The sequence below is a fragment of the Streptococcus sp. 2018WUSS126 genome, from assembly GCF_044427425.1.
Lineage (GTDB): Bacteria > Bacillota > Bacilli > Lactobacillales > Streptococcaceae > Streptococcus > Streptococcus hashimotonensis.
In genome coordinates this window covers 68074-81273 of the sequence record NZ_JAOTGB010000010.1, presented here as the reverse complement: position 1 = coordinate 81273, position 13200 = coordinate 68074, and the positions used below count along the sequence as shown (strand labels likewise).

Sequence of the window (13200 nt, the reverse complement as noted above, 5' to 3'; positions counted from 1 at the left end):
GACTCAGTAGTTAAGTGACGATAGCCTAGGAGATACACCTGTACCCATGCCGAACACAGCAGTTAAGCCCTAGAACGCCTGAAGTAGTTGGGGGTTGCCCCCTGTTAGATACGGTAGTCGCTTAGCATATTCCGCCATAGCTCAGTTGGTAGAGCGCATGACTGTTAATCATGATGTCACAGGTTCGAGCCCTGTTGGCGGAGTAAAGAGAAATCTTTAGTATATGGTCCGTTGGTCAAGGGGTTAAGACACCGCCTTTTCACGGCGGTAACACGGGTTCGAATCCCGTACGGACTATATTGGGAGGCTGCTTAGGTCTCTTTTTTTTGTTTTTTGAGGTAAATGGGCTTTAATTGGCTCCTTTTCTTTTCTTGTTGCTTTGTCTATTCATTGTTTGTTGATATAATAGAGACATGAAAAGATTATGTGATGAATTATCGGTTTTGCCAGGGATTGGTCCAAAATCGGCTGAAAAATTTTTAAAAATTAACATTCAGAATATTAATGATTTGCTGACTTACTATCCATTTAGATATGAAGATTTTGAGAGTAAGTCTATTTATGATTTGCAGGATGGTGAGAAGGCAGTGGTAGTTGGGGAGGTGGTATCCCCAGCTAATGTACAGTATTATGGTTACAAAAGAAATAGACTCCGTTTTTCAATGAAACAGGGTGAGGTTGTCTTAGCAGTTTCGTTTTTTAATCAGCCTTATTTAGCAGATAAGATTGTTTTGGGGCAGGATATTGCAGTTTGGGGAAAGTGGGATAAGGCTAAGGCAAGTTTGACAGGAATGAAAGTTTTGGCTCAAGTATCAGATGAGCTGCAGCCTGTCTATCATGTGGCGCAGGGGATTTCGCAAGTAAATTTGGTTAAGGCAATTAAAACAGCTATTGATCAGGGATATTTGCATTTATTAGAGGAGAATTTACCATCAGTTTTAAGAGAGCGCTATCGGTTAATGAATCGCCGAGAGGCGGTTTTTGCGATGCATTTTCCGACAAATTTAGAAGAGTATAGACAAGCTTTGCGACGTATGAAGTTTGAGGAATTATTTTATTTTCAATTACAGTTGCAAATGCTGAAAGCCAACAATCGTGATATTTCGAATGGTTTGAAGATTGCTTATGATGCTGATAGATTGGCTATGCAAATAAGACAATTGCCGTTTGTCTTAACGGATGCTCAGTCTGGGGCTTTGGCTGAAATACTATCAGATATGAAGTCCTATGGGCACATGAATCGTTTGTTACAAGGGGATGTTGGTTCAGGGAAGACAGTAGTTGCTGGATTGGCTATGTTTGCTGCTGTGACTGCGGGGATGCAGGCTGCAATGATGGTGCCGACAGAAATTTTGGCAGAGCAACACTTTGAGAGTTTGCGCCAGCTTTTTCCAGAACTTTCTATTGCTCTTTTGACAGGGGGAATGAAGGTTGCGGAGCGTCGTGCTGCTTTAGAGGCGATTTCTAGTGGTCAGGTAGACATCATTGTAGGAACTCATGCTCTTATCCAGGAAAGTGTGACGTACCATAAGCTTGGTTTGGTTGTGACGGATGAGCAACATCGTTTTGGTGTTAAACAGCGCCGTCTGTTTCGTGAGAAGGGTGATAATCCGGATGTGCTTATGATGACTGCTACACCTATTCCTCGGACGTTAGCTATTACAGCTTTTGGAGATATGGATGTATCGATTATTAATCAGTTACCTGCTGGTCGGAAGCCAATTATCACTCGCTGGGTCAAACATCAACAGCTGCCCACGGTCTTAGATTGGCTGGAGCGGGAGTTAGAAGTGGGTGCCCAGGTTTATTTTATCTCTCCGCTGATTGAAGAATCTGAGGCTCTGGATTTAAAGAATGCTGTAGATCTGCAATCTGATTTACAGGCGCATTTTGGAGAGCAAGTTACAGTGGATTTGTTACACGGTAAGATGAAAAATGACGAGAAAGATGCCATCATGCAGGCTTTTAAGGAGCGAAAAACGAATATTTTGGTTTCTACCACTGTTATTGAAGTCGGAGTCAATGTGCCCAATGCAACGGTGATGGTTATTATGGATGCAGATCGTTTTGGTTTAAGCCAATTACATCAGTTGAGAGGGCGTGTAGGACGTGGTCATAAGCAGTCTTATGCAGTGTTAGTTGCTAATCCTAAAACAGAGTCTGGTAAGGAACGCATGAAAATTATGACAGAGACGACAGATGGTTTTATTTTGGCTGAAGCTGACTTAAAAATGCGTGGGTCTGGAGAAATATTTGGAACTCGTCAATCAGGTTTGCCAGAATTTCAGGTTGCAAATATTATCGAGGACTATCCAATTTTAGAGGAAGCAAGGCGAGTTGCTAGTCAGATTGTTAGCGTGGAAAATTGGCAGGAGGACCCTAATTGGTCGATTTTACTTGCTAATTTGAAAGATCGAGAGGAATTGGATTAGTCATATAAAAAAGGCCAACACACATGTGCTGGTCTTTTGACATATTGTATAGTTCGTCAACGATTAACCTTGGATGTAATCTGCCAAGCTTTGCTCTTCCAAGCCTGCATTGAGAGCGATAAGGAGTTTGAGTCGGGCCTTTTGAGCATTCAATTCTTTAACAAATAGAATGCCTTCTTGCTCCAGTTGGATGCCACCTCCTTGGTAGGCATAGACAGGCTCAGCAATTCCGTTAAAACAGCGAGATACCAGAATAATGGGGATCTTTTGATCAAGGAGTTTCTTAATGGCTGGAAGGATGGTAGGCGGAAGATTTCCGGCGCCGAGTGCTTCAATGACTAAGCCGGAAATTGAGCTTGCAGTGAGAGAATCAAGGAGGATGGAGTCCATATCTGCATAAGCTTTTATGATTGGGACCGTTCCTGTGATTCTTGACAAGTCAAATCGAACACGTGGTTCAGCAGTTTTAAAATAGAGAATCTCTCGTTTGGTGACTAACCCCAGTGGTCCATGGGTTGGTGTTTGAAAGGTTGAGACATTGGTGGTATGCGTTTTTGTAACATATTTAGCAGCATGAATTTCATCGTTCATGACCACTAGAACACCTTTATCTGCGGATTTATCATCAGCAGCCACACGTAGGGCTGTTCGGTAGTTATAAATCCCGTCGCTACCTAGTTCATTTGATGAACGCATAGCTCCGGTCAATACAATTGTTTTTTCTGGAATAGCCATTGTATCAAGGAAATAGGCAGTTTCTTCTAAAGTATCTGTGCCATGTGTAATGACAAAACCATCGAAGTTCATTTGTTCTTCTTTGATTTTTTGGTATAGAGCCATCATGTGTTCTAAGCGAATGTGTGGACTTGGAACATTGAGAAAATCCAAGGATGTCACTTGAATTTCTTCTAGTGGGCTATCAATTTGGGTCATTGGATTGATTTTACTCGATGCAACTTCACCCTGATGATTGGCTTGCATAGAAATGGTTCCACCTGTATGCAATACTAGAATTTTTTTCATAAATTTTCAGTTTCTTTCAAAGTGTGATATACTAATTGTAACATAATTCTTAGAAAGTAGGTGAGTTGGTTGACGATAAAGGCTGTATTTTTCGATATTGATGGTACCTTATTGACCGACAATCGTATGGTTAGTAGTTCAACTATTCTCGCCATTAATGCTTTGAAAGAGAAGGGAATTTTAGTTGGTCTAGCTACAGGACGTGATCCTCGTTTTGTTTTGCAGTATATGGCTAGTTTAGGGCTAGATTTGGCCATTGCTTATAACGGTCAATATATTTTTTCAAGAGAAGAAGTTATTTATAGTCAGAGTTTAGAGTCAAAGCAAATTGAACAAATTATGGAGTATGCGCAAACTCACCATAAGGATTTATCTTTTGGAACTGCTAAAGGTATATTTGGTAGTAAGATTATGAGTGCTGGAACAGGAAATTTTGCATATCGTGTGACGCGTATGATTCCGGAGTCCTGGGCTGGAATCATAAACTTTATTTTCAATCGCTTGGTACGTTGGATCAGTCCTCAACAGGAAACGAATTTGAAAGGTTTTCTCTTTCAACCAATCTATCAGCTGATGTTGCTGACGACGGAAAGGGAGACGCAATCATTGGAGGTGCTCTTTCCGAACTTGTCTTTTACGCGTTCGAGTCCCTATGCGACTGATATTATCAGTAAGGGAAATTCAAAATTATCGGGTATTGTAAAGGTTGCAGAACGATATGGTTTTGAGTTAGATGAAGTTATGGTATTCGGAGATTCTAATAATGATTTTGAAATGTTGAATGAAATTCAGCACTCGGTAGCGATGGGAAATGGGACGAAAGAGGTTAAACAAGCAGCTTCCTTTGTTACAGATACAAATAATCATGATGGGATTTATAAGGCATTAATTCATTTTGGTGTGATTGAGGGATAAGATGTTTCAGAGCAAGGACGATAATTTTAATAGGGTAAAGGATTTTCATTTTTTAATGGATGGTGAAACCCAAGAACTTCCCAGTGTGTATGATGGACAGACGGCTTTGCATCGCGCTGGTTTTAAATTGGAGGAGTTGGTAGAATTTCTACATGCAGCTTCAGAATCTGAAGTTGAGTTTTATGATTTTATTCAACAACTTCATCAGGATTTAGATACTGCTGCTGATAAGGTATCTGGCAAGAGAAGTTTCGGGGTTTCGATGCAGGATCAGGTAGATGCTTTGCTGGATATTCTTTATTTTACATATGGTTCGTTTGTTTTGATGGGGGTTGATCCAGAACCAATTTTTCAGATAGTCCATACTGCAAATATGGGGAAAACATTTCCAGATGGGAAGGCCCATTTTGATCCAATTACCCATAAAATTTTAAAGCCGGATGATTGGGAAGAACGGTTTGCGCCGGAGGAAAAGATTCAGGAAGAGTTGAAAAGACAGATGAAAAGACAGATGAAAAGACTTGATTCGTAAATCAAGTCTTTTGGTTTATAAACTTTTTTCTCCATCGCGAACAATGAGTAAATCGATAGTTGCGTGGCGCATGATATATTCGGATGAGGATCCGATTAGGAGACGTTCAAAGGCATTTAGACCAGTTGCTCCAAGTAGCATAAGATCTGCACCAGTTTCCTTTGGAATATCGATAGCCAGGAGGGTTTTAGGGTTACCGAACTCAATGCGAATCTGTACATCGGTCAGTCCGGCGTTGAGGGCTTCTTGTTTGTATTCTTCGAGGAGGAGCTCCGCCTCTCTTTCTAAAGATTCATAGACAGAGGCGTCAAATGCAACAACATTGTGGAGAGCACGGGTATCAATCACATGGGCGATAATCAGACGTGCTTGGTTGCGTAGTGCAACATGAATGGCTTTATGAAGAGCTAATTCTGCTCCTTTAGAGCCGTCTACAGCGACGAGTATTGTTTTGTAAGATTGTGTCATAATAATCACTCCTTTCAGAAGAGCTTTGTCCCGAAATAGGTAGAGTAGTTCCTTACATTTTTATTATAAGCCTTTTAAGAGAAAATGTAAAGGATTCTTGTACTTTTTTTGCTTTTACAGTACAATATAAAAGATAGAAAGTCGAGGTGACGACATGAAGCAATTTAACAAGTCAACAAAATTGGATGATGTAGCATATGATATTCGTGGGCCTGTTTTGGAAGAGGCCATGCGCATGCGTGCCAATGGAGAGCAGATTTTACGTTTGAATACGGGGAATCCTGCAGAATTTGGTTTTACTGCTCCAGATGAAGTTATTCGTGACTTGATTCATAACGCCCGTAAATCAGAGGGATACTCGAACAGTAAGGGAATTTTTTCTGCACGTAAGGCTATCATGCAGTATTGTCAGCTAAAGAAATTTCCAAATGTTGATATTGAAGATATTTATCTTGGAAACGGTGTGAGTGAGCTGATTGTTATGTCTATGCAAGGTTTGCTAGATAATGGTGATGAGGTGTTGGTGCCAATGCCAGACTATCCTCTCTGGACTGCCGCAGTTAGTTTGGCTGGTGGTAAAGCTGTTCACTATGTTTGTGATGAAGCAGCTGAATGGTATCCAGATTTGGCAGACATGGAGTCCAAGGTGACTTCTCGAACCAAGGCAATTGTCCTTATCAATCCAAATAATCCAACGGGTGCTCTCTATCCGAAAGAAATTTTAGAAGGAATCATTGATATTGCTCGTAGACATGAATTGATCATTTTCTCTGATGAGATTTATGATCGTATGGTCTTTGACGGAGCTGTTCATATCCCTATTGCGACACTGGCTCCAGATTTATTTGTTGTGACGATGAATGGACTGTCTAAATCGCATCGTATTTGTGGTTTCCGAGTAGGTTGGATGGTCTTATCTGGTCCGAAAAAGCATGTAAAAGGTTACATTGAAGGCTTGAATATGTTGTCCAATATGCGTTTGTGTTCAAACGTTTTGGCTCAACAGGTTGTTCAAACTTCTTTGGGAGGTTACCAATCGGTTGATGAACTCTTGATGCCTGGTGGACGCTTATATGAACAAAGGGAGTTTATTACCAAGGCGATTAATGATATTCCGGGGCTTTCTGCTGTAAAACCTAAGGCTGGTCTGTATGTCTTCCCAAAAATTGATTGTGAGATGTACAGAGTTGATGATGATGAACAATTTGTATTGGATTTCCTCAAGCAAGAAAAAGTACTTCTGGTCCATGGTCGAGGTTTTAACTGGAAGGATCCAGATCATTTCCGTATTGTGTATTTACCACGTGTGGATGAGTTGGCAGAAATTCAAGAAAAAATGTCACGATTCTTGCAACAATATCGTAGATAATGGAATTTTAGGCTGAGTGTTAATCAGCCTCTTTCTTTTTGCTTGGATGAAATTGTTTGTGTTTTTCTAATAACGGTAAATATTCTGATAATTGTTGAAATTTTATGTATTTTTTGCTATACTGAAAGCAATTACAGAGTAAAGAGGAAAATATGACAACATTATTAGAGAAGACACGGAATATTACTTCTATTTTGAAGCGTTCCGAAGAGCAATTGGCAGAAGAATTGCCTTACAATGCTATTGCTGAACATCTATCAGCTATTATTGATTGCAATTCTTGTATTATTAATAGCGAAGGTGAAGTTTTGGGATACCACATGAGTTACGAGACAAACAATGATCGTGTGGAAGAATTTTTCCAAAATAAACAATTCCCAGAAGGATATGTAAAAGCAGTCGCGCAGGTTTATGATACGCAGGTTAACTTGCCTGTCGAGAGCGAGTTGACTGCCATCCCTGTTGAATCACGATCGACCTATCCAAATGGTCTGACAACGATAGCCCCTATCCATGTGACGGGAATTCGTTTTGGTTCGCTTATTATTTGGCGGAATGATGAGCAGTTTCACGATGATGATTTGATTTTGGTTGAGATTGCAGCAACAGTAGTTGGTATCCAGTTGCTTAATTTCCAACGGGAAGAAGATGAGAAGAATATTCGTCGTCGCGCTGCGGTCAATATGGCGGTAAATACGCTTTCTTATTCTGAGATGAAGGCGGTGGCGGCTATTCTGGGTGAGTTGAGTGGCAATGAGGGGCAGCTGACTGCGTCTGTGATTGCGGACCGTATCGGTATTACTCGTTCGGTCATTGTCAATGCTTTGCGTAAGTTGGAGAGTGCGGGGATTATTGAAAGTCGTTCGCTTGGTATGAAAGGAACCTATTTGAAGGTTCTCATCCCAGCTATTTTTGATGAAATTAAGAAACGTGACTACTAAAATGACAAAAGCATTGATTATATAATAGATTTTGTAGCAGATGAAGGAAAGTTGACTGCTGGAAAATCAGCTCAGGCTATTTCTGAACGAATTGCTCAGGTTACACAAGAAGCTTTTGAAAATGGAGACTACATTTTCTTTGTGATTGATGGTCATAAGGAGGGGGATGAATTTCATCCTGAAGCTCAGCTTTTCCCAAGTCATAATATTATTGGGACGCAAGGGCGTGACTTGTATGGTCCTTTAGCAGATTTTTATCAAAAACATAAAGGGCATGCGCGTGTTCGTTGGATGGATAAACGTCATTATTCTACTTTTTCTGGGACGGATTTGGATGTTCGACTAAGAGAACGTGGTGTAGATACGGTTGTCTTGACGGGGGGGGGGTTGTCTGATATTTGTGTTCTTCATACAGCTATTGATGCTTATAATAATAGGTATCGTATTGAGGTGGTCTCATCAGCCATTGCTGCATTGACGGAGGAGAATCATCAGTTTGCTCTCAACCATTTGCGTCATGTACTTGGTGCGACAATCATTGACTAATAGTATAGTGACCAGTCTGTGGACTGGTTTTTCGTTTTTCTCCAACAGGAATCTGTATCATTAACACTCTTCGAAAATCAAACTCAAACCTTGTTGACTTAGCTTGATGAACTTCAGTTCCATCTAGAACTACGTCGTCAGTCTGATTCTGATAAAAGAAGCGGTGTGATTGACCATGATAAATTTATCAAAATGCTTTACATAGGTGATTACTTGGTGTATAATATAGTCTGTGTGTAATGGACGCACAAAAATACAGTTTATCCGCTGGGTTTAAAAGCACCTAAGATTGACAAAGATAGGAGAATAAAATGAATCCATTGATCCAAAGTTTGACAGAAGGTCAACTTCGTACTGACATCCCTTCATTCCGTCCTGGTGACACTGTGCGTGTTCACGCTAAGGTTGTCGAAGGTAACCGCGAGCGTATCCAGATTTTCGAGGGTGTTGTTATCTCTCGTAAAGGTCAAGGCATCTCAGAAATGTACACTGTACGTAAAATCTCTGGTGGTGTAGGTGTTGAACGTACATTCCCAATCCACACTCCACGTGTTGATAAGATTGAAGTAGTACGTTACGGTAAAGTACGTCGTGCTAAATTGTACTACCTACGTGCATTGCAAGGTAAAGCAGCACGTATCAAAGAAATCCGTCGTTAAGATAGTCCTACAGACTATTTTGGTCGGAGAATGGGAGGCAGCGAAAGCTGTCTCTTTTTTTAAAAAAATCTGTTGAAAAAGTACTTTATTGTGAAAGCAGTGGCAAAATGGATTGTTTTTGTGTATCTTCCATGAAATAATATGTTATACTATATATTATTGTAGCTAGTATAGAGGAGGTTGCGGATGAGCGAACAGTTTATTCCATCTGTTTTATCAGATTTACGGCAGGATATTGTTCAGATGCCAGAAGTTATCAAGGAATGTAGTGGAATTCGTATTTATGGTCGTCGCATTCGTTCAGTCTTATTTACAACGGATGTGTCTATTATTGCCAATCACAATGCAGATGCTATTTTGGCTGTTTATCCATTTACGCCCAGTCCAGCTATTATCAAAAGTATTATGTTGGTTGCGTCAGTTCCAGTCTTGGCTGGTGTTGGTGGAGGCTTGACGACAGGTATGCGTTCAGCTAATATGAGTCTATTGTCTGAGTCGGAGGGAGCATACGCTGTTGTGGTAAATGGACCAACGGATGTAAAAACAATTGAGGCAATCAATAAAGTAGTGGATATTCCTATCATTTATACAGTTGTTTCTGAAAAGTCTGATTTAACCTCACAGATTAAAGCAGGAGTAGATATTTTAAATGTTTCTTGCGGTATGGAAACGCCAAGGGTTGTGAAGAAGATTCGAGAAGCTTTCCCTGACTTTCCAATTATTGCGACTGGTGGTCCGACTGAGGACTCTATTCGTCGGGTTATCGAAGCTGGAGCCAATGCTGTCTCCTATACAGCACCAAGTAATGGAGAGCTTTTTAAAGGGAAAATGGAAAAATACCGCAAACATGCAAAGGATTAGTTCATAAAAAAGATAGGCTAAGTAAGCAGTAAGTTTTATTGCTAGATGAAACTTGCTGTTTTTTTATCGTTTTACGGTGTGAGATTAGGAATACTTCGCAATTTAAAGAACGGATTTTTAGGAGGAAATAGGTAACATATTAGGTCATTTCTACCTTTGTCTGGGGCTGGAAATATGGTATAATGAGAAGATAGATTTCCATTAGGAGGAAAGTAAGAATGAAGATTTCTGAAGCTGAAGTCCGTCACGTTGCCAAGCTGTCTAAGCTGGAGTTTTCGGATCAAGAAACAGCGGAATTTGCGACAAGTTTGAGCAAGATTGTCGATATGGTTGAATTGCTCAATGAAGTAGATACGACAGGTGTTGCGGTAACGACCACTATGGCTGACCGTAAGAATGTCTTGCGAGCAGATATTGCCCAGAAAGGTGAGAGCCGTGAGGAGCTCTTTAAAAATGTGCCTGAATCACAAGATCACTTTATCAAGGTACCAGCTATTCTAGACGGGGGAGGAGATGCCTAATGACGTTTAACAATAAAACCATTGATGAATTGCATGACCTCCTTGTCAAAAAGGAGATTTCTGCGGTTGAGTTGACCAAGGCAACTTTGGAAGATATTAAGAGCCGTGAGGGAGCTGTGGATGCTTTCTTGACTATCACAGAAGATGCGGCCTTGGCGCAGGCTGCGGCCCTTGATGAAAAAGGGATTGATGCGGACAATGTTATGGCAGGGATTCCTTTGGCAGTCAAGGACAATATCTCTACTAAGGGAATTTTGACCACAGCAGCGTCAAAAATGCTCTATAACTACGAGCCGATTTTCGATGCGACATCGGTTGCTCAGGCCTATGCAAAAGATATGATTATAGTTGGTAAAACTAACATGGATGAGTTTGCAATGGGTGGTTCTAATGAGAATTCTGCCTTCAAACCGACTAAAAATGCTTGGAACCAGACAAAAGTTCCTGGTGGTTCTTCAGGTGGCTCGGCAGCTGCAGTTGCTGCTGGTCAGGTCCGTTTGTCACTCGGTTCTGACACAGGTGGTTCCATCCGCCAGCCTGCGGCCTTTAATGGTATCGTTGGTATGAAACCGACCTATGGAACGGTATCCCGTTTTGGTTTGATTGCCTTTGGTTCATCTCTTGACCAGATTGGTCCATTTTCACAGACAGTTAAGGAAAATGCCCAGTTGCTCAATGTCATCTCTGGTCATGATGTCAAGGATGCAACATCAACGATCAATGAAATTGCAGACTTCACTAGCAAGATTGGTCAGGACATCAAGGGGATGAAGATTGCTCTGCCAAAAGAATACATGGGCGAAGGGATTGATCCGCAGGTCAAGGAAACCATTCTCAAGGCTGCTAAGCACTTGGAAAGCTTGGGAGCGATTATCGAGGAAGTCAGCCTGCCACATTCTAAGTATGGGGTTGCCGTTTACTACATCATTGCTTCGTCAGAGGCTTCTTCTAACTTGCAACGTTTTGACGGAATCCGTTATGGTTTCCGTGCAGAAGATGCGACAAACTTGGATGAGATTTACGTGAAAACTCGTAGCCAAGGTTTTGGTGAGGAAGTCAAACGTCGTATTATGTTAGGTACATTTAGCTTGTCATCAGGTTACTACGATGCCTACTTCAAGAAGGCTGGCCAGGTGCGGACCTTGATTATCCAGGATTTTGAAAAAGTCTTTGCGGACTATGATTTGATTTTGGGGCCGACAGCTCCGACGGTTGCCTTTGGTTTGGACACGCTCAACCATGACCCTGTGGCCATGTACTTGGCGGACTTGTTAACAATTCCTGTAAACTTGGCTGGTCTTCCTGGTCTTTCTATTCCTGCTGGTTTTGTGGAAGGCTTGCCAGTTGGTTTGCAGTTGATTGGTCCAAAATATTCAGAAGAGACCATTTACCAAGTGGCTGCTGCCTTTGAAGCGACAACAGACTACCACAAGCAACAACCAGTGATTTTTGGAGGTGCTAACTAATGAACTTTGAAACGATTATTGGTCTAGAAGTCCATGTGGAGTTGAATACCAACTCGAAAATTTTCTCACCTTCATCTGCTCATTTTGGTGAGGATCCAAATGCCAATACCAACGTGATTGACTGGTCTTTCCCAGGTGTCCTTCCTGTTCTTAACAAGGGTGTTGTGGATGCTGGTATCAAGGCTGCCTTGGCCTTGAACATGGACATTCACAAGGACATGCACTTTGACCGTAAGAACTATTTCTATCCTGATAACCCTAAGGCCTATCAGATTTCCCAGTTTGACGAGCCGATTGGCTACAATGGCTGGATTGAGATTGAGCTAGAAGACGGTACGACTAAGAAAATTCGTATCGAGCGTGCGCATTTGGAAGAGGATGCGGGTAAGAATACCCACGGTACAGACGGCTATTCTTATGTGGACCTCAACCGTCAGGGCGTGCCCTTGATCGAGATTGTATCAGAAGCAGATATGCGTTCGCCTGAAGAGGCATACGCCTACTTGACAGCCCTTAAAGAAATCATTCAGTACACTGGTATTTCAGATGTGAAGATGGAAGAGGGTTCTATGCGCGTGGATGCCAATATTTCCCTTCGTCCCTATGGTCAGGAGAAATTTGGTACCAAGACTGAGTTGAAAAACCTCAACTCCTTCAACTATGTTCGCAAGGGCTTGCAGCACGAGGTAGAACGTCAGGCAAAAATCCTGCGTTCAGGTGGTCAAATCCAGCAGGAAACTCGCCGTTACGATGAATCTACTGGTGAAACTATTCTCATGCGTGTCAAAGAAGGGTCGGCTGACTATCGTTACTTCCCAGAGCCAGACCTACCGCTCTATGAGATTGATGATAACTGGATTGAGGAAGTGCGCGCAGAATTGCCAGTCTTTCCAAAAGCTCGCCGTGCTCACTATGTGGAAAACTTGGGCTTGACCGCCTACGATGCCGGTCAGTTGACATCTACTAAGGCTCTGTCTGACTTCTTTGAAGCAGCAGTGGCAGCAGGTGGCGATGCTAAACAAGTTTCTAACTGGTTGCAGGGTGAAGTGGCTCAGTTCCTCAATGCTGAAGGTAAGACTATTGAGCAAATCGCCTTAACACCTGAAAACTTGGTGGAGATGATTGCCTTGATTGCGGATGGAACTATTTCATCTAAGATTGCCAAGAAAGTCTTTGTTCACCTGGCCAAAGAAGGTGGCTCTGCTAAGGCTTACGTTGAGAAAGCTGGCTTGGTACAGATTTCAGACCCTGCGGTCTTGATTCCGATTATCCACCAAGTCTTTGCGGATAATGAAGCAGCCGTAGCTGACTTCAAGTCTGGTAAACGCAATGCCGATAAGGCCTTTACAGGTTTCCTGATGAAAGCAACAAAAGGACAAGCCAACCCACAAGTTGCACAGCAACTCTTGGCGCAAGAATTAGCTAAGTTGTTGGATTAGTTTTAAAATTATAGAATACAAAAATCAC

General features: G+C 41.7%; 11 protein-coding genes, 2 tRNA genes, 1 rRNA gene and 1 pseudogene. 13 read left to right on the top strand and 2 right to left on the bottom strand.

Annotated elements, in window-relative coordinates; all coding sequences use genetic code 11:
* Nucleotides 1–10: 10 nt before the first annotated feature.
* The 4 genes from rrf to recG all read left to right on the top strand — a co-directional run bounded on the left by rrf (nucleotide 11) and on the right by recG (nucleotide 2432).
* Nucleotides 11–126: ribosomal RNA gene (gene rrf / locus ODU34_RS05290) — 5S ribosomal RNA — on the top strand.
* A gap of 4 nt (nucleotides 127–130) precedes the next feature.
* Nucleotides 131–203 (top strand) — tRNA-Asn (locus ODU34_RS05285).
* Nucleotides 204–225: 22 nt separating this feature from the next.
* Nucleotides 226–297 (top strand) — tRNA-Glu (locus ODU34_RS05280).
* Nucleotides 298–413: 116 nt separating this feature from the next.
* Nucleotides 414–2432, top strand: a complete 2019-nt coding sequence (gene recG / locus ODU34_RS05275) for an ATP-dependent DNA helicase RecG (protein ID WP_398578391.1) — start codon at nucleotides 414–416, stop codon at nucleotides 2430–2432.
* 63 nt (nucleotides 2433–2495) lie between these two features.
* Here recG and ODU34_RS05270 read toward each other — a convergent pair whose 3' ends face one another.
* Complete coding sequence (locus ODU34_RS05270; RefSeq protein ID WP_205014674.1) at nucleotides 2496–3455, bottom strand: asparaginase; 960 nt, start codon at nucleotides 3453–3455, stop codon at nucleotides 2496–2498.
* A gap of 69 nt (nucleotides 3456–3524) precedes the next feature.
* Between ODU34_RS05270 and ODU34_RS05265 the strand changes: the two are divergent.
* Nucleotides 3525–4902 (top strand): annotated as a pseudogene (locus ODU34_RS05265) (Cof-type HAD-IIB family hydrolase).
* Nucleotides 4903–4917: 15 nt separating this feature from the next.
* Here ODU34_RS05265 and ODU34_RS05260 read toward each other — a convergent pair.
* On the bottom strand, nucleotides 4918–5370 hold the full coding sequence (locus ODU34_RS05260) for a universal stress protein (protein ID WP_004195772.1): 453 nt from the start codon (nucleotides 5368–5370) through the stop codon (nucleotides 4918–4920).
* A gap of 154 nt (nucleotides 5371–5524) precedes the next feature.
* Between ODU34_RS05260 and ODU34_RS05255 the strand changes: the two genes are divergently transcribed.
* The 8 genes from ODU34_RS05255 to gatB all read left to right on the top strand — a co-directional run bounded on the left by ODU34_RS05255 (nucleotide 5525) and on the right by gatB (nucleotide 13172).
* Entirely contained in the window at nucleotides 5525–6739 is a 1215-nt protein-coding gene (locus ODU34_RS05255) for a pyridoxal phosphate-dependent aminotransferase (RefSeq protein ID WP_205014668.1), read from the top strand.
* A 152-nt stretch (nucleotides 6740–6891) separates the two neighbouring features.
* On the top strand, nucleotides 6892–7680 hold the full coding sequence (gene codY, locus ODU34_RS05250) for a GTP-sensing pleiotropic transcriptional regulator CodY (RefSeq protein ID WP_029172019.1): 789 nt from the start codon (nucleotides 6892–6894) through the stop codon (nucleotides 7678–7680).
* 12 nt (nucleotides 7681–7692) lie between these two features.
* A complete protein-coding gene (locus ODU34_RS05245) occupies nucleotides 7693–8226 on the top strand; it encodes a cysteine hydrolase family protein (RefSeq protein WP_398578392.1) in 534 nt (177 codons plus the stop codon).
* A gap of 311 nt (nucleotides 8227–8537) precedes the next feature.
* Nucleotides 8538–8885 (top strand): 50S ribosomal protein L19, encoded by a 348-nt coding sequence (gene rplS, locus ODU34_RS05240; RefSeq protein WP_011921928.1) that lies wholly within the window; start codon nucleotides 8538–8540, stop codon nucleotides 8883–8885.
* Nucleotides 8886–9071: 186 nt separating this feature from the next.
* Nucleotides 9072–9746: a hydrolase gene (locus tag ODU34_RS05235; RefSeq protein ID WP_205014635.1), complete on the top strand. Its 675-nt coding sequence runs from the start codon at nucleotides 9072–9074 to the stop codon at nucleotides 9744–9746.
* A 218-nt stretch (nucleotides 9747–9964) separates the two neighbouring features.
* Complete coding sequence (gatC, locus tag ODU34_RS05230; RefSeq protein ID WP_205014632.1) at nucleotides 9965–10267, top strand: Asp-tRNA(Asn)/Glu-tRNA(Gln) amidotransferase subunit GatC; 303 nt, start codon at nucleotides 9965–9967, stop codon at nucleotides 10265–10267.
* Nucleotides 10267–11733, top strand: a complete 1467-nt coding sequence (gatA, locus tag ODU34_RS05225; RefSeq protein WP_205014631.1) for an Asp-tRNA(Asn)/Glu-tRNA(Gln) amidotransferase subunit GatA — start codon at nucleotides 10267–10269, stop codon at nucleotides 11731–11733. The genes gatC and gatA overlap by 1 nt, the downstream gene beginning before the upstream one ends.
* The gene (gene gatB / locus ODU34_RS05220; RefSeq protein WP_172030453.1) at nucleotides 11733–13172 is read left to right on the top strand and encodes an Asp-tRNA(Asn)/Glu-tRNA(Gln) amidotransferase subunit GatB; all 1440 of its coding nucleotides are present in this window, start codon (nucleotides 11733–11735) and stop codon (nucleotides 13170–13172) included. The genes gatA and gatB overlap by 1 nt, the downstream gene beginning before the upstream one ends.
* The last annotated feature ends 28 nt before the right edge of the window (nucleotides 13173–13200 follow it).

Excerpts from the sequence above, each read along its gene's own strand:
- gatB (WP_172030453.1), top strand. The coding sequence starts at position 11,733 with ATGAACTTTGAAACGATTATTGGTCTAGAAGTCCATGTGGAGTTGAAT.
- ODU34_RS05255 (WP_205014668.1), top strand. The coding sequence starts at position 5,525 with ATGAAGCAATTTAACAAGTCAACAAAATTGGATGATGTAGCATATGAT.
- codY (WP_029172019.1), top strand. The coding sequence starts at position 6,892 with ATGACAACATTATTAGAGAAGACACGGAATATTACTTCTATTTTGAAG.
- recG (WP_398578391.1), top strand. The coding sequence starts at position 414 with ATGAAAAGATTATGTGATGAATTATCGGTTTTGCCAGGGATTGGTCCA.
- ODU34_RS05260 (WP_004195772.1), bottom strand. The coding sequence starts at position 5,370 with ATGACACAATCTTACAAAACAATACTCGTCGCTGTAGACGGCTCTAAA.
- gatA (WP_205014631.1), top strand. The coding sequence starts at position 10,267 with ATGACGTTTAACAATAAAACCATTGATGAATTGCATGACCTCCTTGTC.
- gatC (WP_205014632.1), top strand. The coding sequence starts at position 9,965 with ATGAAGATTTCTGAAGCTGAAGTCCGTCACGTTGCCAAGCTGTCTAAG.
- rplS (WP_011921928.1), top strand. The coding sequence starts at position 8,538 with ATGAATCCATTGATCCAAAGTTTGACAGAAGGTCAACTTCGTACTGAC.
- ODU34_RS05270 (WP_205014674.1), bottom strand. The coding sequence starts at position 3,455 with ATGAAAAAAATTCTAGTATTGCATACAGGTGGAACCATTTCTATGCAA.
- ODU34_RS05235 (WP_205014635.1), top strand. The coding sequence starts at position 9,072 with ATGAGCGAACAGTTTATTCCATCTGTTTTATCAGATTTACGGCAGGAT.